This window comes from Polynucleobacter necessarius (assembly GCF_900095185.1).
Lineage (GTDB): Bacteria > Pseudomonadota > Gammaproteobacteria > Burkholderiales > Burkholderiaceae > Polynucleobacter.
Genome location: NZ_LT606948.1, coordinates 791,215 through 812,877, shown reverse-complemented (window position 1 = coordinate 812,877; position 21,663 = coordinate 791,215). Strand labels below are relative to the sequence as shown.

At 45.0% G+C, this 21,663-nt stretch carries 17 protein-coding genes and 2 pseudogenes; 1 reads left to right on the top strand and 18 read right to left on the bottom strand.

Features of this window, described 5'->3' with window-relative positions; genetic code table 11:
- Positions 1–8 precede the first annotated feature (8 nt).
- From DXE31_RS12055 to secA, 5 genes and pseudogenes are all read right to left on the bottom strand, one after another.
- Positions 9–203, bottom strand: coding sequence for an FAD-dependent oxidoreductase (locus tag DXE31_RS12055; protein WP_269460584.1), 195 nt, complete (start codon positions 201–203; stop codon positions 9–11).
- Positions 116–712, bottom strand: a complete 597-nt coding sequence (locus DXE31_RS11170) for an FAD-dependent oxidoreductase (protein ID WP_269460626.1) — start codon at positions 710–712, stop codon at positions 116–118. Before DXE31_RS11170 ends, DXE31_RS12055 begins: the two co-directional genes overlap by 88 nt.
- A pseudogene (locus tag DXE31_RS04690) lies at positions 713–2,016 on the bottom strand (aldehyde ferredoxin oxidoreductase family protein); the annotation flags it as partial. It lies immediately after the preceding gene.
- A gap of 77 nt (positions 2,017–2,093) precedes the next feature.
- Positions 2,094–2,513, bottom strand: a pseudogene (locus DXE31_RS04685) (4Fe-4S dicluster domain-containing protein).
- 166 nt (positions 2,514–2,679) lie between these two features.
- Positions 2,680–5,463: a preprotein translocase subunit SecA gene (gene secA / locus DXE31_RS04680; protein ID WP_114697988.1), complete on the bottom strand. Its 2,784-nt coding sequence runs from the start codon at positions 5,461–5,463 to the stop codon at positions 2,680–2,682.
- A 54-nt stretch (positions 5,464–5,517) separates the two neighbouring features.
- On the opposite strand from secA, the gene DXE31_RS04675 reads away from it, so the two are divergent.
- On the top strand, positions 5,518–6,018 hold the full coding sequence (locus DXE31_RS04675) for a hypothetical protein (RefSeq protein ID WP_114697987.1): 501 nt from the start codon (positions 5,518–5,520) through the stop codon (positions 6,016–6,018).
- A 21-nt stretch (positions 6,019–6,039) separates the two neighbouring features.
- On the opposite strand, the gene lpxC is transcribed toward DXE31_RS04675, so the two are convergent.
- From lpxC to DXE31_RS04610, 13 genes are all read right to left on the bottom strand, one after another.
- On the bottom strand, positions 6,040–6,954 hold the full coding sequence (gene lpxC, locus DXE31_RS04670; RefSeq protein WP_114697986.1) for a UDP-3-O-acyl-N-acetylglucosamine deacetylase: 915 nt from the start codon (positions 6,952–6,954) through the stop codon (positions 6,040–6,042).
- Between the two features lie 47 nt (positions 6,955–7,001).
- Positions 7,002–7,502: a peroxiredoxin gene (locus tag DXE31_RS04665; RefSeq protein WP_114697985.1), complete on the bottom strand. Its 501-nt coding sequence runs from the start codon at positions 7,500–7,502 to the stop codon at positions 7,002–7,004.
- Positions 7,503–7,614: 112 nt separating this feature from the next.
- Positions 7,615–8,958, bottom strand: a complete 1,344-nt coding sequence (gene ftsZ / locus DXE31_RS04660) for a cell division protein FtsZ (RefSeq protein WP_114697984.1) — start codon at positions 8,956–8,958, stop codon at positions 7,615–7,617.
- A gap of 48 nt (positions 8,959–9,006) precedes the next feature.
- Entirely contained in the window at positions 9,007–10,236 is a 1,230-nt protein-coding gene (gene ftsA, locus DXE31_RS04655) for a cell division protein FtsA (RefSeq protein ID WP_114697983.1), read from the bottom strand.
- Positions 10,237–10,258: 22 nt separating this feature from the next.
- Positions 10,259–11,104: a cell division protein FtsQ/DivIB gene (locus DXE31_RS04650; RefSeq protein ID WP_114697982.1), complete on the bottom strand. Its 846-nt coding sequence runs from the start codon at positions 11,102–11,104 to the stop codon at positions 10,259–10,261.
- Positions 11,101–12,093 (bottom strand): D-alanine--D-alanine ligase, encoded by a 993-nt coding sequence (locus DXE31_RS04645; protein WP_114697981.1) that lies wholly within the window; start codon positions 12,091–12,093, stop codon positions 11,101–11,103. The genes DXE31_RS04650 and DXE31_RS04645 overlap by 4 nt, the downstream gene beginning before the upstream one ends.
- 13 nt (positions 12,094–12,106) lie before the next feature.
- The gene (gene murC / locus DXE31_RS04640) at positions 12,107–13,543 is read right to left on the bottom strand and encodes a UDP-N-acetylmuramate--L-alanine ligase (protein ID WP_114697980.1); all 1,437 of its coding nucleotides are present in this window, start codon (positions 13,541–13,543) and stop codon (positions 12,107–12,109) included.
- Positions 13,540–14,613, bottom strand: coding sequence for an undecaprenyldiphospho-muramoylpentapeptide beta-N-acetylglucosaminyltransferase (gene murG / locus DXE31_RS04635; protein WP_114697979.1), 1,074 nt, complete (start codon positions 14,611–14,613; stop codon positions 13,540–13,542). The genes murC and murG overlap by 4 nt, the downstream gene beginning before the upstream one ends.
- Complete coding sequence (gene ftsW / locus DXE31_RS04630; RefSeq protein ID WP_114697978.1) at positions 14,610–15,881, bottom strand: putative lipid II flippase FtsW; 1,272 nt, start codon at positions 15,879–15,881, stop codon at positions 14,610–14,612. The genes murG and ftsW overlap by 4 nt, the downstream gene beginning before the upstream one ends.
- Entirely contained in the window at positions 15,878–17,461 is a 1,584-nt protein-coding gene (gene murD, locus DXE31_RS04625) for a UDP-N-acetylmuramoyl-L-alanine--D-glutamate ligase (RefSeq protein ID WP_231969533.1), read from the bottom strand. Before murD ends, ftsW begins: the two co-directional genes overlap by 4 nt.
- Before the next feature lie 48 nt (positions 17,462–17,509).
- A complete protein-coding gene (gene mraY, locus DXE31_RS04620) occupies positions 17,510–18,679 on the bottom strand; it encodes a phospho-N-acetylmuramoyl-pentapeptide-transferase (RefSeq protein ID WP_114697976.1) in 1,170 nt (389 codons plus the stop codon).
- Positions 18,670–20,118 carry a UDP-N-acetylmuramoyl-tripeptide--D-alanyl-D-alanine ligase gene (locus DXE31_RS04615; protein WP_114697975.1) on the bottom strand — a complete coding sequence of 483 codons (1,449 nt, stop codon included), beginning with the start codon at positions 20,116–20,118 and terminating at the stop codon, positions 18,670–18,672. Before DXE31_RS04615 ends, mraY begins: the two co-directional genes overlap by 10 nt.
- Complete coding sequence (locus DXE31_RS04610; RefSeq protein ID WP_231969362.1) at positions 20,118–21,662, bottom strand: UDP-N-acetylmuramoyl-L-alanyl-D-glutamate--2,6-diaminopimelate ligase; 1,545 nt, start codon at positions 21,660–21,662, stop codon at positions 20,118–20,120. Before DXE31_RS04610 ends, DXE31_RS04615 begins: the two co-directional genes overlap by 1 nt.
- Between the last annotated feature and the right edge of the window lies 1 nt (position 21,663).

The window sequence follows — 21,663 nt, the reverse complement described above, 5'->3', positions numbered from 1 at the left end:
TGAGAAGTCTACATCCTTTCGTTGACCAATATTCCAATTTTCGTGTCTAGTCCAGATGTTTTTAAATTAGCAATATTGAGCTTAACACCTGTTGCAGAGATCACTAAATCGACCTCTAGAGATTGTCCATTTGATAAGGCAACCAATAGTCCAGATTGAGATTGAGTAATAGCATCCACTTTAGTGTTGGTATGCACTTGCATACCCTTTTCCTCAATTCATTTTTAATCATGCCTCCAGCCACAGAGGTCATCATTCTTGGGACCATGCGGTCGCCCATCTGCAAGACACGGGAACCTGGTTTTGCTAACTTTGTAATCGCACGCGAATCCTCTAAAGTCCAGCAGAGATGGACACCAGGCAAATCGATTCCCGGAATGGGTGGTTGAACCGGAATAGAGCCTGTCGCAATCAGCAACTTGTCAAACTGAACTAACTGACCATCTCCTAACTCTGAATTCTTTGCTTTTGCATTAACCGCTAACGCTTTTCCATGAATCTGTTCAATTTTCAGTGTTTCGAAATGATTGGGTTCCTTGCGTAAATAGGTCCCCGACTCTGAAATATTACCCATGAGTAAATAAGGGATCGCCATCCGAGAATACGGCGCCTCAGATCCAATCATCACGATCTGATCTTGCGAAGCACGCTTTCGTATGATTTTGGCTGCAATAACACCTGCTGGCCCATTGCCCAAGATGACATGCTTCATATATGCCTTTACTAGTTCCGGCTTACCTTTAGTCTCAGAGAGTTCGGTCTTGACCGGAATCCCCAATGCTTCAGAGGCAATCGTATAACCGCGTACATGACAAGCACCCCGATTTGATGTTGCATAAGCCAAACTAATTCCTTAAATCACACGTCCATCGTAAGCAGGAAACTCTTGACCCTTCACTCTCATAGAGAGGTCTGGGTAACCATACTGTTCAGTAAAACGCGCAAAACCAAGACCAATCTCTTTCCCGAACCCAGTTCCTTCAGTGGTAATTTCGGCTAAGTAGCAGAGTGCCTTTGCTGAACCAAATGGAGCCTCTATGCCAATACTCCTTCGTCAATACCGTCCTCACTCCATGACAGCCCCGATAGTGGCTCCAAAAGGAAATTGGATCTAAACCCTATTCATTACACAATTGATTAGCATATTGCAAAGCCTCCAAATCATTGACGCCATTCGCGGCACTCAAGGCCCAAGCAGCCTCATACTCAAGACCGCCTGAGGCATGCATATGCTGTGGCTGATTCTCAATAGAGAAGTGAGTGTCATCAATTTTTGAAATCCGGCCACAAGCAATGGTGCATGCAAAACAGGCTTGATTTGTCGCTAAGTGAGCCTTGCCCTCGCTTTCGCGAGGTGCTGCCACAGCTTCCATAAATGCTTTTGGATTTTTTTAAGTTACCAACTCCTTTAGTATCACGCACGGCAATTACTTTTAAATTTTTACTACCCATTACCGCCCTAACACCCGAACGACCTGCAGCACGGTGTAAATCATTCACAATCGCTGCATATAGAACTTAGTTTTCTCCCGCACGCCCACAATACAAGAAACACGAATCTGTGGATCTTGGTGTTTAATTTTGATACTTGGCTCTGTCTCCCAAACAGATCTTCCCCACAAGTCAGAGGCATCGATCAATTCAGCCTTATCGTTTTCAATGTAAAGATAACCTGGCTTAGGTGATTTACCCTCAAATATCACCATATCCCAACCGGCCATCTTTAACTCTGCACCCCAATACCCGCCCGAGTGAGAACATGCAATTGCCCCCGTCAATGGTCCTTTTGTAACGACGGTATAACGACCACCCGTGGATGCAGTAGTTCCCGTGAGAGGGCCAGTAGCCCAAATAATTTTATTATCGGGAGATAGTGGCTCTATCTTTGGATCTACCTCTTCTACAAAATACTTTGTAGCCAAACCTCGTGAACCTAAAGAGGCCTTAGCTGAGAGGTTCAGATTGGCAAGTGCCCTTACTTAAGTTAACGCGAAGCAATTTTCCAGCCGATGACATGATATTTTTTCCTATACTTTTTAGTTGGCGCTGCTATCTTGGTTACCGAGCTTATCGGCCCATGCGCGCATTCTGTCTCAACCAGTACAATCAGCATCCACATAGGTAATTGCCTCGGTTGGGCATGCTGCAGCACAGGCTGGGTCTCCACCACATAAATCGCATTTTTGTACTTTTTGCCCGTATCTTGGACATAGTTAATCGTTCCGACGGGACAAGAAATGGTGCATACCTTACATCCAACACAGGTATCCTCAGATGCTACCTTTACGTCAGCGACCAAATCTACCCGAACAGCATTCACCGGACAAGCCTGAAGACACCACGCCTCATCACATTGCGTGCAGGTATAAGGCACTTTCTTACCAGTTTTATGAAACTCAAAAACCTTAATGCGAGACTTTGATGGCTTAAAACACCATAGTACTCATAACTACAGGCCATCTCGCATTGAAGACACCCAATTTGTCTGCATTGATGAGTAAAGACTTTTGCATGACGATTCCTTTTGCCAATAAATGTAATTCTTTGCATATGAGGTCTCATAATCATCGAAATTTATTTACCTAGATAGCTAGGGAAAGCCCTGAACACGGCCATGCAGACTCAAAAAATAGGGGTCTAAAGCCCCTACTAATCCATCTCGCTATGAATGGAATAGGCTTATGCTAAAGCACCGCAGCAATTTTTGTACTGCTTACCACTGCCGCAGCTACATGAATCATTACGGCCGACCTTTGGTCCATGACGAAGTGACGCTGGCTGAATTGCAATTGCAATACCTCGATCACCAGTTGAACCAGCTACCTCTAGATCAGCATCAGCATCAGCATCAGCATCAGCATGTTGATATTGAACATCAGAAAGTTTGGCCAAATCATCATTCATTGCTTCAGAAGCTTGATCTAATTCGCTTGCACTACGGATTTGAACAGTCATGATGCTTTTCACTACATTGCTCTTAATCACATTAAGCAGTTCGCCGTAAAGCTCAAATGCTTCACGACGATATTCTTGCTTAGGATCTTTTTGGGCATATCCACGCAAATGGATACCTTGACGCAAATGATCCAAGGCAGCTAAGTGTTCGCGCCAATGACTATCCAAGCTATATAAGAGAACGGACCGCTCAAATCCAGCAAAGGACTCGCGACCAGAAAGATTGACTTTGGCATCATAAGCATCTTGGGCCGCTTGCAGAACACGATCAACGATTTCTGCATCGTCAACAGTCTCGACACCATCAACCCAACTCTTCAGGTCAATAGTAAGACCCCACTCACTTGCCAGAATATTTTCAAGTCCGACAATGTCCCACTGCTCTTCCATAGACTCAACCGGCACATAGGCAGAGCAAATAGAACGCAATACGTCTTCACGCAAGTTGGCAATCAAGGCGCCAATATCGGCGCTCTCAAGAACCTCATTTCTGAGGCGATAAGTCTCTTTGCGTTGATCATTAGCAATGTCATCATACTCTAATAGCTGTTTACGGATATCAAAGTTACGGCCTTCAACCTTCCCCTGGGCTGACTCAATGGAGCGCGTCACCATCCCTGCTTCAATGGGCTCACCATCTGGCATCTTCAAACGCTCCATAACGGCACGCAAACGATCGCCAGCAAAAATACGTAATAACGGATCCTCCAAAGAGAGGAAGAAACGTGATGATCCTGGATCACCTTGACGACCCGAACGACCCCTTAATTGGTTGTCGATACGACGACTTTCATGACGCTCAGTACCGATGATATGTAAACCGCCAGCAGCTAAAACTTGATCATGGATATTCTGCCACTCATCGTGCAACTGCTTGATTCTAGCTGCCTTCTCTGCATCAGAAAGCGCACTATCAGCCTCAATTAAAGAAGCTTGCTTACCCACATTGCCACCCAAAACAATATCCGTGCCTCGCCCCGCCATATTAGTAGCAATGGTGATCATTTTTGAACGACCTGCTTGAGCAATAATTTCAGCTTCACGAGCATGCTGCTTCGCATTCAAGACTTGATGTGGCAATTTTCGTTGATCAAGTAATTTAGCAATCAATTCCGAATTTTCAATAGAGGTAGTACCCACCAATGCTGGTTGGCCACGCTCATAGCAATCCTCAATCTCCTTAATGACAGCGTCGTAGCGCTCGCGAGAAGATTTAAAGATTTGGTCTTGTTTATCTATTCTTTGACTAATTCGATTAGGGGGAATTACAACGGTCTCTAAGTTGTAGATTTCCTTAAATTCATAAGCTTCAGTGTCAGCGGTACCAGTCATACCGGCCAACTTACCGTACATACGGAAATAATTTTGGAAGGTAATGGTAGCTAGTGTCTGATTCTCATTCTGAATCTGTACACCCTCTTTCGCTTCCACAGCTTGATGCAGTCCATCTGACCAGCGACGACCTTGCATCAAACGGCCAGTGAACTCATCTACGATGATCACTTCACCGTTCTGAACCACATAATGCTGGTCGCGGTTATACAAAGAATGTGCCCGCAGAGCTGCGTATACGTGGTGCATCAAGGTTATATTTTGTGGAGCATAGAGAGAGTCGCCATCATTCAGGGCTCCTAGCTGAACCAATATAGCTTCAGCCTTATCGTGGCCTTGTTCCGTTAGATATGCCTGTTGAGACTTCTCATCAACCCAATAATCTCCAGGCTTTTCAACGCCAGCTCCATCAGCTTTCTCTTCGCCAATTTGACGCTCAAGATGGAACGGGAGCGCATTGATTTTGATGTAGAGATCAGTATGGTCTTCAGCCTGACCAGAGATAATCAGTGGAGTGCGAGCCTCATCAATCAAAATAGAGTCTACTTCGTCAACAATGGCATAAGCTAAACCACGTTGCACTCGTTGACTCAGATCCTGCACCATGTTGTCGCGCAAATAGTCAAATCCAAACTCGTTGTTAGTGCCGTATGTAATATCTGCTGCATAGGCCTCTTGCTTGGTGGTGTGATCCATTTGAGATAAATTCACACCGACCTTTATGCCCAAGAAGTTGTATAACTTGGACATCCATTCAGCATCGCGCTGCGCCAAATAATCATTTACGGTGACTACGTGCACACCTTTGCCTGTCAGTGCATTTAAATAGACCGGAAGAGTAGCGGTAAGCGTCTTTCCTTCACCAGTACCCATCTCAGCAATCTTGCCTTGATGTAAGGCCAAGCCGCCGAGAATCTGCGCATCGAAATGGCGCATCTTCATCACGCGAACGCTGGCCTCACGAACGACCGCAAATGCCTCTGCAGAAATATCATCTAATGACTCACCAGCGGATAAGCGGGACTTGAATTCCGCTGTTTTTGCGGCAAGAGCCTCGTCATCCAAAGATTGCAAGGCAGCCTCAAATGCACCAACCTTGGCCACGACTTTGCGATACTGTTTTAAGAGGCGGTCGTTACGACTGCCGACCAGGGTTTTAAGAAGACCAATTACCATGGGATTTTGAAGAAAATGAAGTCCTTGAGTTTATCACCCACAACCTCATTTTTTATGAACTTTAACCCTAAACCATCCCGCAAGCATTCAGCTCATGACTGGATAGATTACCTACGTGAATCGGATGGTCTTGGAGAAATTTTGGCTAAAACAGAAGATCTAGCCAAACTGAAGATTATTTTGAATGCAGCCCTCATAAAACTCGAGTTAGGTCATCTAGGCCCAAAAATTGAAGCAGGATGGCGCTCCGGCACAAAAGAGGAGCTTTTTTTACTAGTTAATAGCGCCAGCGTTGCTAGTCGCTTACAACAAATTTTACCTAGTCTAATCAATGCGTTATCAAAATCTGGCTTACTCTGCAAGACGATAAAAGTACGCGTAAAACCCGCTCCCCCCTCTTGGGCAGTTAAGCCCCGTGCAAATACCCAAAGGGAGCGACCTCAGGGCCTTAACGCGGTAGCCAAAAAATCTTGGGAGTCTCTTTTAGAAAAATTAGAGCCCAACTCAGGCTTGCGCTCCCCTATTGAGAAGCTCCTCAAAACTAAACCGAAATAACAGAAAATTGTACATAGCCCCTTAGAAGAAGAGGGGTTGGTTTTCTTGAGAATAAGCCTCTGGAGCTTTGTTTTCGGAAAAAGTACTGATTTCGTAAGAATCGGGATCTTCCAAAAGCTTACGTAAGAGTGCGTTGTTCAGAGCGTGGCCAGATTTTTCAGCAATATATGCGCCAACGATAGGATGGCCAATGAGATACAAATCACCGATTGCATCCAAAATTTTGTGGCGCACGAATTCATCTTCGTAACGAAGTTCTTCGTTATTCAAAATCCGGTGCTCGTCTAAAACAATCGCGTTGTCCAAACTACCGCCGCGTGCTAAACCCGTTTCACGTAGCGCTTCCACTTCATGAGCAAATCCAAAAGTGCGGGCTCGGCCAATTTCACTACGATAAGCATGCTTAGCAAAATCGACTATAAAGCGCTGCCCTGTTTTATCAACAGCTGGGTGCTTAAAGTCAATGGTGCAATCCAACTTAAACCCAAAAAATGCCTCAAGTCGAGCAAGCTTGTCGTCGTCACGAACCTCTACTGGTTTTTTGATCACCACAAACTGGCGCGGCGCTTCTTGTTCAGAAATTCCAGCCGATTCAATCAAAAATAAGAATGAAGCAGCACTACCATCCATGATGGGCACTTCTTCCCCATCTAACTCGATGAATAAATTGTCCAGACCAAGTCCGGCGCAGGCTGATAAAAGATGCTCTACCGTAGAAACACGTACTCCATCCTTCTGAATTACAGAGGCCAATCTGGTATCGCATACGGCCAAAGCAGTTGCGGGAATGACTGACTCCTGCGCAGTGTCCACTCGAACAAACTGAATCCCTGAATTGATTGGCGCAGGCTTAATCGCAATCGTCACTTTGCGACCAGAGTGCAAGCCAATTCCGACGGTTTTTACAGGAGTGGCGATAGTGCGTTGCTTCATCATTTGGCGATATTTAAATTCAGGGGATGCGATTTACTTAATTAATTGGATTACAACTTTTTAAGAACTGAAGCAGCATCACTTACCTCAAACTTACCAGGAGCTTCACGATCGAGTGATTTAACTACACCATCCTCAATAATCATAGCGTAACGGTCTGAACGAACACCTAAACCGCGTGCGGTTAAATCCAACTCTAAGCCCAACTTTTTAGTGAACTCACAACTACCGTCACCAAACATACGAATCTTGTTACTAACTTTTTGATCACGTCCCCATGCGCCCATGACAAATGGGTCGTTTACGGAAAGACACCAAATTTCATCAATACCTTTAACCTTAATCGCATCATGGTGCTCAACATAACCAGGCACCTGCTTAGCAGAGCAGATAGGAGCAAATGCTCCAGGCAGCGCAAACATGACAATCTTTTTACCAGCAACCAGTTTCTCAACTTCAAAGGCATTTGGCCCTAAGAAGCAACCTTCGTTCTCTTCATTAATGAACTCATAAATAGTAGCGTTTGGTAACTTTTGTCCGACAGCAATCATGACGTCTCCAATAAATAATTGTTAGTGAGCATGCCAACGCAAGCGCGGGATTCATCGTCCGGAGGGGCGCTGCGCTGGCATTCTGCAATTACCTATTGTATTGAGCAGTTAATTAATCTGCTTGCTTATATAAAAAGGCAGGAATTTCACAGTAATCAGCCCCTTTATCCAGCATGGATTTAGCCTGAGGAGAACTATCAGCGCCTACTGTAGGCGCAGGAGTAGCGTCACGAGAGCTACGAAAGACTCTAGGTAAATCATATTGACTATAGTCAACGCCTGAGCTCGTTGGTTGCGCTGTCATGGCTGGCGCACCTCCACCAACACCAGTCATGGCTAAACCTACACTGCTACTTAATGCAGAATCTAAGTTCACCTTACTAATAGCTGCTGATGCACTTGCAGGGGTAAAGCTATTGAGATCAGCCATTGTGGGCATTACATCATGTGTACCAGTAGCTTGCCTCCAAACGACTTCTGGCTGGTTATTTTTACGTGCTTGAGGGTTATTCAAGCCAGTAGCCACAACAGTCACACGTAAGGCATCACCCAAACTTTCGTCGTATACCGTACCAAAAATTACAGTTGCATCATCAGCAGCATATCCACGAATTGCAGCCATTACCTCGCGTGTTTCAGATAACTTGAGTGAGCGGCTAGCTGTGATATTGACCAATACGCCACGTGCACCAAATAAGTCAACACCATCGAGTAGCGGTGAAGCAACAGCTGCTTCAGCAGCCAAACGGGCACGGTCCATACCTGAGACGGTTGCCGTTCCCATCATGGCTTTACCTTGCTCGCCCATGACTGTCTTAACATCCTCAAAGTCAACATTAATCAACCCTTGAACATTGATGATTTCCGCAATGCCAGATACGGCGTTATGCAATACATCATCAGCACATGCAAATGCTTTATCAAACTCAGCATCTTCACCCATCACTTCAAAGAGTTTTTCATTGAGCACAACAATTAGTGAATCTACATAAGATTCAAGTTCAGTCGCGCCATTCTCTGCAACCTTCAAACGCTTCACGCCCTCAAAATCAAATGGTTTGCTAATCACGCCAACTGTGAGGATACCCATCTCTTTGGCAACTTGAGCAACAATCGGAGCAGCTCCAGTTCCAGTACCTCCACCCATACCAGCAGTAATAAATACCATGTGGGCACCCTGCATTGCATCAGCAATACGAGCACGGGCTTCCTCTGCTGAGGCTGCTCCAATTTCCGGCTTCGCACCTGCACCTAATCCACTAGAGCCCAGTTGCAAATTCACAGATGCCTTAGAACGCTGTAAAGCGCCAGCATCGGTGTTCATGCAAATGAACTCTACGCCATTAACACCACGACGGATCATGTGCTGGACCGCATTACCACCAGCCCCACCGACTCCAACCACTTTGATAATGGTCTGGCCAGCTGTTTCTTGATCTAACATTTCAAATTCCATATACCCTCCTAGGTAACAAAACTTACTACATTGACGACGACGAAAAACTTAAAAATTTCCTGCAAACCATTCCTTCATGCGCGATACAACACCCTGTAATGCGCCTGACTGAGAAACACGACGACCACGCAATAACTGGGCTTGACCTTCCTTAAGCAATCCAATGCTGGTGGCATATCTTGGACTTCGTAAAACTTCATATAGATGACCACGATATTCGGGCGTACCTATGCGTGCCGGTCTTAAGAAGACTTGTTCAGCCAACTCCACCATGCCGGGCATTAATGCGGTACCGCCAGTTAAAACAATTCCAGAAGAAACCATATCCTCGTAACGTGAGTCACGAACTACACCCCTAACTAAGGTAAATAGCTCTTCGACCCGCGGCTCAATAACAGCCGCTAAAGCTTGTTTAGACATTGGGCGCGGCTCCCGATCTCCAACGCCTGGGACGTCAATCATGGCAGTTGGATCAGCCATCTCTTGACGTGCAATACCATGAGCAATTTTGAGATCTTCAGCGTCAAGTGTTGGCGTACGCAATGCCATTGCAATGTCATTGGTAATTTGATCGCCTGCGATTGGAATCACAGCAGTATGGCGTATCGATCCCTGACAATAAATAGCAATATCAGTCGTACCACCGCCAATATCCACTAAGACCACACCAAGCTCTTTTTCATCCTCAGCGAGTACCGCCAAACTTGAGGCCAATGGCTGCAAAATTAAATCATTTACTTCAAGACCGCACCGACGCACACACTTCACAATATTTTGAGCAGCACTCACAGCCCCCGTAACAATATGCACCTTAACCCCAAGACGCAAACCACTCATACCAATTGGCTCTCGAACATCTTCCTGCCCATCAATAATGAATTCCTGAACAAGGATGTGCAGTATCTGTTGATCGGTTGGGATATTGATTGCTTTTGCAGTTTCCAGAACACGCTCTACATCCCCAGAGCCCACCTCCTTATCGCGAATGGCGACCATACCGCTAGAGTTAAAACTCACGATGTGATTTCCAGCAATGCCTGTAAAGACCTGAATAATCTGGCGATCCGCCATGACCTCAGCCTCTTCAAGGGCCTTCTGGATTGACTGAACAGTAGCCTCAATATTGACAACTACACCTTTCTTTAAGCCCTTAGATGCAGTTTGTCCAACACCCACAACGTTGAATTGACCATCGGGAGCTAATTCTGCAACCAAGGCAACCACCTTGGAAGTTCCAATGTCTAAACCCACCAAAATATCGCGACTGTCTTTACTCATTAACATTCCTCATTGCTTCAGCTCACTTTTTTTTGCCATCTACTGCATTCTTTTTCAAACCTGCAGAGGCAAGATGAACTGCAAAACCATTTGCATAGCGCAAATCGACTGCATCTATACGATTGGGCCGCTTTTCTTGGACTTGAGGCCAATACTTAAATAAGCGTGCAACACGCTCTTCGGTTAAATTCTTATCGGAGCTTTCTTCGTCACGACCAAACTCTACTTTCATCCCGTTCGAAAGTTTGACATGCCATGCATAGCGCTCAGTGAGTGCAAGACTTATCACTTCTGCACCCCATGGCTTAAACCAGTTGTTTGCTTTTTCATACAAGCTCATCACCTCTTTACCAGCATCTGCTGGGCCTGAGAAATCCACCAAATGAATATCATCACTTACCTCAGACACACGGCCAGTAAAGAGTTCGCCGTGAGTATTCATAAGGGTATGACTTTCAACTCCACCCCAAGCGCCAAAAGGCTTTTGCTCTTCGATGCTGACCACCAAACCATTCGGCCAAACTCGCCGCACATTTGCGTGCCGCACCCATGGCATGTTTTCAAAGCCACGCTTCACATCCTCCAAGCGCACACTAAAAAAATTTCCCTGAACTGTTTCTAAAACCTGCTGCTTCACGATGGGCTTTTTAATGTGTTTCAGCGTTTGACCTGCAACAGGCTCGATTTGAATTTGCTTCATGGCAAATACAGGACGTTGGCTTAGCCAGACCAAAATATCTATCACTAGCATCACGACAAAGCAACGCATTAAGAAACGGCTTAATTTCTCCATACACCCCGAATGATTCCAAATAGGAGCCATCAGCATGGAGAAAATTTCTCCGAAGCGATCCATGAAGTTACTCATGCAGAAGCACCCTCTCTTTGACCTAAGGTTTGGTTTAACAACCAAAGCACCAAATCTGCATATTCGATACCAGCAGCCTCGGCAGCCATTGGTACTAATGAGTGAGAAGTCATACCGGGAGAAGTATTCATTTCTAACAAATAAGGTTTGCCCGTTTTTTGATCCAACATCACATCAGCACGACCCCATGTGCGACAACCTAGAGCTTTATAAGCAGCTAAAGCTAATTCTTGGACAGCCGCATTGACCTCAGGAGCCAATCCAGTTGGGCATAAGTACCTCGTTTCATCAGAAAAATACTTATTATGAAAATCGTAATTCGCTTGCGGAGGAATAATTTTGATCACCGGCAAAGCTTCAGCTGTATTACCTTGGCCCACCAATGGGCAGGTCAACTCATCACCAAGAATGCAGGTCTCAGCAATCACCTTCTTATCTAATTTAGCTGCCAGCTTGTAAGCTGCTGGTAACTCATCAATCGATTTCACTTTGGTTAAACCCAATGAAGAACCTTCATGCGCAGGCTTGACAATTAATGGCAAACCCAAATGCTCTACAACCGCATTCCAATCGCTTGTTGCCGTAAGTTTTTCATACCGAGGAGTGGCAAGTCCGTTACTAATCCAAACTTGCTTAGTGACAATCTTATCGATAGCTAATGCAGAGGCTAAGACACCACTTCCAGTATAGGGCAAATCCAATAACTCTAGCAAACCTTGAATAGTGCCATCTTCTCCAAAGCGACCATGCAAGGATATAAATATTCGATCAAATTTTTCCTGATCTAACTCGGTAGGAGAACGTAAGCCAGTATCAAAAGCGTGAGCATCTACACCTTTTGAGCGTAGAGCCTCTAATACACCGTTACCTGACATCAAAGAAATTTCTCTCTCGCCAAATTTACCGCCAAGTAGCACACCGACCCGCCCCAATGACTGGATATCTAAACCCGCTAAGCTAGACTTAACTCGATCACCCCAAGAGTTCAAATTTGCACCTATCTTAGACCTGTTTTGCCTCAGCTAGGGTATGCGGCAAAGCGGCAATTGAACCTGCACCCATAGTGATTAGTACGTCCCCATTTTTTAAAATTTGACTTAACTTTTCTGGCATTTCAGCAATATTTGCCGCATAAGCAACTGCAGCAGAATTTAGTAAAGCTTTTGAATTTTTGTTTTCTGTGATGGCGGCCTTCATTAAGCTTTTTCCATCAGCCCCTGGAATTTTTGCCTCACCCGCTGGATATACGTCAGTCAATACCAAGGCATCAAAACTCCTGAGAACCTGTACGAATTCGCCAAAGCAATCTCGAGTTCTAGTAAAGCGATGTGGCTGAAATGCCAACACCAAACGACGATCTGGATAAGCGCCTCTAGCTGCAGCTAAAGTTGCCGCCATCTCTACGGGGTGATGTCCATAGTCATCAATCAAGGTAAAGCTTCCACCTGAAACTAGCGGAATTTCTCCATAACGCTGGAAGCGACGTCCTACGCCACTAAATTCAGCAAGGGCTTTGATAATTGCTTCATCACCTACACCCAACTCAGTTGCAATGCCAATGGCAGCCAATGCATTACGTACGTTATGTAATCCTGGTAGATTAAGGGTTACGTTTAGCGGTCCAGGTTTATTGCCATGCCTACGCACAGCGCGACGGTCAACCATAAAATGCATTCGCGTACTATCAGCCTGAATGTTACTTGCACGAATATCCGCATCTTCCGAGAGGCCGTAACGAAGAATAGGTTGCGATACAAATGGAATGATGTCTCGTACATTAGCGTCATCAATACAAAGCACTGCGACACCATAAAACGGCATCCGCTGAATAAACTGAACAAAGGCCTGCTTTAAGCGGGCCATATCATGCTGATAGGTATCCATATGATCAGCATCAATATTGGTAACCACTTCCATTGCTGGGAATAATTGCAAGAAAGAGGCGTCTGACTCATCTGCCTCAACAACGATAAAATCGCCACGACCTAGACGTGCATTAGCACCCGCTGAATTGAGCTTGCCACCAATCACAAAAGTAGGATCTAAGCCTTCTTCAGCTAAAACAGATGCCACCAGACTAGTTGTGGTTGTTTTGCCATGTGTGCCAGCAATTGCAATACCCTGTTTTACGCGCATTAGCTCACTCAACATCACCGCACGCTGAATGACTGGAATTTTTGCAGCTCGGGCAACTAATACTTCAGGATTATTTCCAGCGACTGCTGTAGAAATGACCACTGCTTCAGCAGTCCCAATATTTTTAGGATCATGGCCGATGTGGATAACGGCTCCTAGCTCTCTCAGACGCTTAGTAACTGCACCATCAGCCAAGTCAGAACCAGAAACTTGATAGCCTAAATTCAGCAATACTTCGGCAATGCCACTCATACCGGCGCCGCCAATACCAATGAAATGAATTTGCTGAACAATATGTTTCATATGCTTACTCCCGCACATTCAGCACATACTTCAGCCACCCGCTGTGTAGCTTGGGGCTTTGCTAATGCATGTGCACGCAATGCCATTTCCTTTAAGTCATTGCGATTAAAGTTCTGAATCATTAACGCCAAATCTTGCGGATTTAAAAGTGGTTGTGGCAATAAAACTGTCGCATCAGCATTTGATAAAAATTGTGCATTAGCCGTTTGATGATCGTCGATTGCAAATGGAAATGGAATCAAACAAGATGCAACTCCACAAGCAACTATTTCAGAAACCGTCATTGCTCCTGAACGACAAATAACTAAATCTGCTTGTGAGTATGCAGTCGGCATATCGTCAATAAAAGGTCGAATCTCGACAGATATCCCTAAGTCAGCGTATCGCTTTTGCAAATCCGCTAGATGTTTATCGCCTGCCTGGTGAATCACCTGAGGCCGTAATTCTGAGGGGATTAAGGCTAGTGCTGCAGGAATATTCTCGTTAAGCGCTGCCGCACCTAAACTTCCACCTACCACCAAAATCGAGAGCGGCCCTTGACGTTGCTGATATCGCGCAGCTGGGGCAAGCATATGATCAAACTCTTCGCGAATGGGGTTACCTACCCACTCAGCCTTAGGCATTGTATTTGGGAATCCAGTCAAAGTTCGCATGGCAATTTTGCTTAGTGCGAGATTGGCGCTACCTGCAACTGAATTCGCTTCATGCAACACTAAGGGGCGCTTTAACAACTTTGCAACTAAGCCACCGGGGAATGTAATGTAACCCCCCGTACCCAATACAACATTGGGCTTAAGGCGACGCATAATCTTCCAACTTTGGAGGCATGCCCGTATCAAATTAATTGGTAACATGATTTTGGTCATTAGACCCTTGCCACGTAAGCCGCCAAAATCAACCGTCTCAAATGGAAAATCACACGCCTTCACCAGGCGATACTCCATGCCTGACTGGTTCCCTAACCAAGAGACCTTCCACCCACAAATCCGTAAGTATTCGGCAACAGACAACCCTGGGAATATATGCCCACCAGTTCCACCAGCCATTACCAAGATTGAAGGTTTAGTCAAAGCTTCCCTCCACGCATCAGAATACGGTTTTCATAATCAATACGTAAGAGCATTGCCATCGCAACAGCATTCATCAAAATTCCAGATCCGCCATAACTCACCAGAGGTAAGGTCAATCCTTTTGTTGGAAGTAGCCCGAGGTTCACGCCCATATTGATGAAGGCCTGCCAACCAATCCAGATCGCAACCCCTTGAGCTGCGAGGCCGGCAAAACTACGGTCCAATTGCAAAGCAGTTCGGCCAATTAAGAAGGCGCGACGTACGATCCAGTAGAACAAAAAGATCATGACAACTACACCAACAAATCCTAACTCTTCACCGATGACCGCCATGATGAAATCGGTATGCGCTTCAGGTAAGTAATGTAATTTCTCTACACTTCCTCCCAGCCCAGTTCCAAACCATTCACCACGTCCAAATGCCATTAGTGAATGTGTTAGTTGATAACCTTTATTCGCAGCGTTATCAACCTGCCATGGATCCATAAAAGCAAGCATACGACCACGACGGAATGGTGAGAGTGCAATCATCGTAGCGGCACTCAATAAACCAACTGCAATCAAACCACCAAATAATTTGGCGTTGATGCCGCCTAAAAAGAGTATGCCAAAGGCAATTAAAGCCACAACCACAAACGCACCCATGTCTGGCTCAGCCATTAATAGACCACCAACCAAGGCTACCGCGATACCCATTGGCAGCATGCCTTTCACAAATGAGTGGAGATACTCCTGACGCTGTACGGTATAGCTTGCAGCAAAAATTACAGCGGCAAACTTCATCAATTCGGACGGCTGAAAATTCATCAAACCCAAAGGGATCCAACGTTTAGCTCCATTCACACCCTTACCAACCCCTGGAGTTAATACGGCGATCAGCAATAAAATAGTAAATCCAAACATGACTGGCGAATAGCGATCCCATACCTTTGTAGGAATCTTGAAAACCCATATTCCCACCCCAATGGCAATTGCCAAAGAAATCATGTGGCGGATCAAGAAATAATTACTGCTGTAATTTGCGTACTTAGGTCCATCCGCTAATGCGATGGAAGCAGAGTAGACCATCACTAAACCGATCAACATAAGAGAGAGAATTGCCCAAACAAGCAACTGGTCATACTCCATCATCCGTGAGCGAGTCTGCTCCACTCCAGAAACCGCATCACGCAAGCCAGTTCGAAAGTTATCAATTCCACCTCTAGAAAAATTCCAGAAGCGATTCAGTCCAAGATGATTTTCAGGGAAAAATTTATCGTTCAAATTCATGCCTGAACTCCTTCAAATTGCATTCCCAGCTCTTCAACTTCTGAAGCAAACACTTGTGCACGTTCAAGATAGTCACGAAATTGGTCAAAACTGGCACAAGCTGGGGAGAGCAACACTATATCTCCGGATACGGCCTGACCGGCAGCAGCCTTAACAGCAGACCTCAGATCAATACAATTTGTAATAGGAATGCCAGTACCTAAAGCTTCGCCAATTGCTGCACCATCTTTTCCAATCAAGAAGGCGCCCTTCACAAAACGTAAGGCTGGTTCACGAAGTGGGCTAAAGTCTTGCCCTTTGCCATCGCCACCGACAATTAACCAAATACGTTTACCCGCTTCATTGCTGCCTAAGCCATTTAATGCGGCAACTGTTGCACCGACATTGGTGCCTTTACTATCATCTACATACTCAACGTCTCTAACGATTGCAATACTTTGTACACGATGCGGTTCACCATGGTAGTCCCGTAAACCATGCAAGAGCACGTTCAATGGCAATTTAGCAGCTCGAGCTAATGCCAATGCAGCTAAGGCATTTAGAGCATTATGTCGACCGCGGATTCTTAATGCATCTGCTGGGATCAAACGCTTTAATCGTAGTGACTCATCTTCTTGTAATGCTGCAGACTTACGACGACGTTTAGGTTGAGGCTCAACCTCTTCATCTACTTCAGCCCAAACTAGCCAATCAATTCCACCCGCTCGCAAGTCATGCTCGATACCAAAGGCGTCTTGCTCATCTGGACGATTTGACCCGAAGGTAACGATGGATTTCTCTGTCGTTTGTTTTTCAGAGAGCAATCCCATTGCGAGGGGATCATCACGATTTAGAACGCAAACTGTGTCATCGCCAAATATCTTTGATTTAGCAGTTGTATAAGCCTGCATATCACCATGCCAATCTAGATGGTCTTGAGTAATATTCAGAACTGTTGCCGCAGTTGCATTGAATGTATGGGTATAGACAAGCTGGAAACTCGAGAGTTCTATCACCCATACCTCTGGCATATCCACAATTTGATCTGCGCCATCTAAACAACTCATCAACTTTTCTAAGGCCGCAGGACTAATATTTCCAGCCACGGCGACCTTCTTGCCAGCACGCTCACACAGCTGACCCGTTAATGCCGTGGTAGTTGTTTTGCCATTAGTTCCAGTAATCGCCAATACTGCTGATGCATAGCTTGTTTCCTGAGCAAGCGCCATACGACTGATAGCGGATAAGGCCCGTGCAAAAAACTCAATTTCACTCCAGACATCAATTTCAGCAGCCTCAGCTCTAGCCAACAAAGATTGGATAGGCTCTTGCAATGGAGATAGACCAGGACCAATACCAATCACGTCAATATCTTTTAGCAACTCATCGCCTACAGGTCCGAAGCAAATATCTTTTAGTCCAGCAATTTGTAATTCTTGTAACCATGCATGTTGGCGCGCACTAAAAGATGATTGATCACGGGTATCTGCAAAGCGCACTTTAGCCCCATTCCGCAAGCACCACTTCGCCATCGCTACACCAGTCTCACCGAGACCCAGAATCAAAAATCGAAATGGTGCTTGGTAGCTTTCATTAGCCATAAAAGCAGAGTTTGCAAAAGTGTTTTCTAAGAGCAACATTTATTTAGTTCACCGCAATTTCAGACTTGATAAGCCAATTAAGACTAGAAGAATGGTGATAATCCAGAATCGCACAACCACTTGTGTTTCTTTCCAGCCACCCAATTCAAAATGATGATGCAATGGCGCCATCCGGAAAATTCGTCGGCCTTCGCCAAAATGTTTTTTAGTAAACTTAAACCAAAATACTTGCAACATTACAGAAACAGTTTCCGCAACAAAGATGCCACCCATTACAAAGAGCACAATCTCTTGACGAACAATCACGGCGATAGTTCCGAGTGCACCACCCAAAGCTAGTGCGCCGACATCACCCATAAATACTTGTGCTGGATGCGCGTTGTACCAAAGGAGCGCTAACCCTGCTCCACCCATCGCACCGCAGAAAATCAATAATTCTCCAGCACCAGGAATGTATGGAAAAAGTAGATACTTTGCATAAATTGCATTACCCATGACATAGGCAAATGCACCTAAAGCAGCACCCACTAGGATGACTGGCATGATGACCAAGCCATCCAAACCATCGGTTAGATTCACGGCATTACTACTGCCAACAATTACTAAGTAACTCAAGATGATGAATCCCATCATTCCCAATGGATAGCTAACCTCTTTCATAAATGGCAGAAGCAAGTCCGTTTTAGCCGGTAGATCTAATGCAAATCCACTTCTGACCCACTCATAAAATAATTGCAAAACCTTGAGGTTACTGACCTCAGAAATGGAGAACGCTAGATAAATAGCGGCAAACAAACCAATCAAGGTTTGCCAGAAGAACTTCTCTTTTGATGCCATCCCTTTTGGATCTTTGTAGACAACCTTGCGATAATCATCTACCCATCCTACAAGACCAAAACCAAAGGTCACTATCATCACAATCCAAATAAATCGATTACTGAGATCGGCCCACAACATACACGAGATAAATATGCCGATCAAAATTAATACGCCACCCATAGTGGGCGTACCAGACTTAACTAAATGGGTTTGCGGGCCATCGGTACGAACAGCTTGGCCCATCTTTAACGCAGTTAGCTTGCCAATCACCCAAGGTCCTGCCGCCAAACCCATTAACAGAGCAGTAACCGTCGCCATCACCGCCCTAAAAGTAATGTAGTTAAATACGCGCAAGAATCCAAAATCATCCTGTAGTAATTGAGCTAGGATTAAGAGCATGCTTTAGCCTCCTCTACTAAGGCTTGCACTACACGCTCCATGCGCATAAACCGTGAACCTTTTACCAAAATATTTAAATGCTGATTACTGCCAATAGACTGAGCATGCAATGCGTTTTTTAACTGCGCTATTAAGCTATCCATATCAGTAAAATGAGTTTCACTAGGGATAGTTGAACCATTTTTGCCAACATCATTAAATCCCTCCAGGGTAAATTTGCATTGTTCGCCCAATACAAATAGCTTTGATACACCCTGTTCTGCAGCATAAGCACCGACTTCTCGGTGAAACTCGGGCCCTTGATTGCCAACCTCGCCCATATCACCCAATATCAACCAAAATAAATTACCTGATTGCTTTAAAGCATCAATTGCTGCTCTTACTGAATCCGGATTAGCGTTATAGCTATCGTCAATTAAAGTACGATTCGAATCAAGTGCCTTTGCTTGCATGCGACCGTTTGCTGGGTAAAAAGATTCAAGACCTTGCTTAATCTTTTCTAAACTGACTGCAGCCGCAATACCAACAGCAGTTGCTGCTAATGCGTTGCGCACATTATGACTACCCAAGGTGTTTAATTGAACCTCTATAGACCCTAGCTCCGTTTGAATTTGTACTTGGCCATTACTTAAGAGGCTGCCACTGACTGCAGCTGTTGTCTTGTTCTGGCCAGATGACATAACAAAGTCAACGACTTTTCGCCCGCTAGCAGCAGCGCGCCAAACACTTGCAAATTCTGAGTCCGCTGGAAATACTGCAATACCATCATCTGGTAAAGCGCGAATAGCGTCAGAGTGTTCTTCTGCAACCGCTGCAACAGAAGCCATAAACTCCTGATGCTCACGTTGGGCGTTATTAATTAATGCAATGTTTGCTTGAGCAATTGCAGCTAACTGAGCAGTTTCACCCGGATGATTCATGCCTAACTCAATCACGGCCAATTGATCAGTCGACCGCAGTTTTAAAAGCGTTAATGGTAAACCAATGTCGTTATTGAGATTACCTTTAGTTACCAAAGTATGTTGCGCCCCAACTGCAGCTTTAAAAATGGAAGCAATCATTTCCTTAACAGTAGTCTTACCATTGCTACCTGTAATTAAGACTAAGGGAATCTGATGATTGGCACGCCATGCTTTTGCTAAATTGCCCAAACCAATACGTGTATTTGAAATACGGATCGCAGGTAAATCGCCTGGACAATGATCCTGGCTACTAATTAAGGCAGCGCTTGCGCCTGACTTGGCGACATCCGATAAAAAATCATGGGCATCAAAACGCTCGCCCACGAGTGCTACAAATAATTCATTTTGGTCAATTTGACGGCTGTCTGTACCCACTCGAGAAATCGGAGTTTTTTGAGCAATCTCTATTGAAGTATTAATCAATGTACTCCCAGGGAGCATAGCTTGTGCTTGCGCAAGAGTTGTCATATCTGACATCAGATGCCCCCGCCTGCAGCTAAACGAATATGTTCTTGGTCCGAAAATTCAAACTTCTGACCATTGAGCTCTTGAGTTGTTTCATGGCCCTTACCAGCAACTAAAACAATGTCGCGAGGATCTGCATGACGAATTGCCGCCATAATTGCGGCTGCACGATCCACAATCATTTGAATATTTTTTGCATCAGCACTCATACCAGAACGAATCATCTGCATAATGGCTTGTGGATCTTCTGAGCGAGGATTGTCACTCGTAATCAACACATGATCGGAGTTGCGTTCAGCAATATTTCCCATCAACGATCGTTTGCCAATATCACGATCACCACCACAGCCAAATACACACCAAATTTTTCCGCCACGTTGAGTGGCCATAGGACGCAATGCTTGTAATGCTTTTACTAATGCATCTGGCGTATGTGCGTAATCTACAACCGCTAATAAGCTATCCGCTTTTTGAGACTTACTCAAACGAATGAGCTCCATACGACCAACTACGGGGGTTAAATGACTGATTTTACGGGCGGCAGACTCACAACTAATGCCTTGGGAAACTAATACTGCCCATACTGCAAGAGCATTACTAAGATTAAATTCACCTAACAATGGAATGTGTAATTCAGCACTGCCCACATCATTGCAAATAAAATTTGAGTTGTAACCGGTACCGCTCAATACAGTATCTCTTGCATAAATACGCTGCAATCGATTGCCAAATTTTTCAAATCCACTAAAAACTGACTCCGATAAGGCATAAGCCCATACTTTTAAATTCTCCTTGGCCAATAAGTTCATAGCTAACTCACGACCAAAAGTATCATCTAAATTAATGATTGCATGCTTGAGTCCAGGTTGCTGAAATAATTTTGCTTTCGCTTCACCGTAATCAACCATGCTACCGTGGTAGTCCAAGTGATCTTGAGTTAGGTTGGTGAATACTGCGCAATCGAATTTAGTACCGGAGATTCGCTCTTGATGCAAAGCATGCGAAGACACTTCCATCGTCACTTGTTGAGCACCTGCATTGCGCAACTCTACGAGCTGAGTTTGCAATTTAGGGGCATCCGGGGTTGTGTAGCCGGTTGTTGTAAGCGCCCCTGGAAAACCTGAACCCAATGTACCCAATACTGCCGTACGATGATTACTAGTATCTAAAGCTTGGGCCAACCACTGCGTAATACTGGTTTTACCATTCGTGCCTGTAACGCCAATAATGTTTAAATCTTTGCTAGGCTGCCCATACCATTGAGAAGAAAGTTCACCTACCTTTGTAGCAAGGCTATCAACAGCAAAACATTGTGGATGATCTATCCATTGCTGACCAATGCCTGCAGGATCAAATACCACAGCTGCTGCTCCGTTTTGGAAAGCAGCCTCAATAAACTGACATCCATCTCGCAAAGCAGATCCATGTCCTACTGGGTATGCAAAAAAGATATCTCCAGATTGAATCCGTCGACTATCCGCACATACTTTTGCTGAAGAATTCACTAAGGTATGTAAGTGTTCAATCAAAAGCTTGGTGTCTATTCTCAAAGCCACC

Coding starts and splice junctions, on each gene's coding strand:
- lpxC (WP_114697986.1), bottom strand. CDS start 6,954: ATGATGAAGCAACGCACTATCGCCACTCCTGTAAAAACCGTCGGAATT.
- mraY (WP_114697976.1), bottom strand. CDS start 18,679: ATGCTCTTAATCCTAGCTCAATTACTACAGGATGATTTTGGATTCTTG.
- murC (WP_114697980.1), bottom strand. CDS start 13,543: ATGAAACATATTGTTCAGCAAATTCATTTCATTGGTATTGGCGGCGCC.
- murD (WP_231969533.1), bottom strand. CDS start 17,461: ATGGCTAATGAAAGCTACCAAGCACCATTTCGATTTTTGATTCTGGGT.
- DXE31_RS12055 (WP_269460584.1), bottom strand. CDS start 203: ATGCAAGTGCATACCAACACTAAAGTGGATGCTATTACTCAATCTCAA.
- ftsZ (WP_114697984.1), bottom strand. CDS start 8,958: ATGGAATTTGAAATGTTAGATCAAGAAACAGCTGGCCAGACCATTATC.
- DXE31_RS04615 (WP_114697975.1), bottom strand. CDS start 20,118: ATGTCAGATATGACAACTCTTGCGCAAGCACAAGCTATGCTCCCTGGG.
- DXE31_RS11170 (WP_269460626.1), bottom strand. CDS start 712: ATGAAGCATGTCATCTTGGGCAATGGGCCAGCAGGTGTTATTGCAGCC.
- ftsW (WP_114697978.1), bottom strand. CDS start 15,881: ATGAATTTGAACGATAAATTTTTCCCTGAAAATCATCTTGGACTGAAT.
- DXE31_RS04665 (WP_114697985.1), bottom strand. CDS start 7,502: ATGATTGCTGTCGGACAAAAGTTACCAAACGCTACTATTTATGAGTTC.
- DXE31_RS04650 (WP_114697982.1), bottom strand. CDS start 11,104: ATGAGTAACTTCATGGATCGCTTCGGAGAAATTTTCTCCATGCTGATG.
- ftsA (WP_114697983.1), bottom strand. CDS start 10,236: ATGAGTAAAGACAGTCGCGATATTTTGGTGGGTTTAGACATTGGAACT.
- DXE31_RS04675 (WP_114697987.1), top strand. CDS start 5,518: ATGAACTTTAACCCTAAACCATCCCGCAAGCATTCAGCTCATGACTGG.
- secA (WP_114697988.1), bottom strand. CDS start 5,463: ATGGTAATTGGTCTTCTTAAAACCCTGGTCGGCAGTCGTAACGACCGC.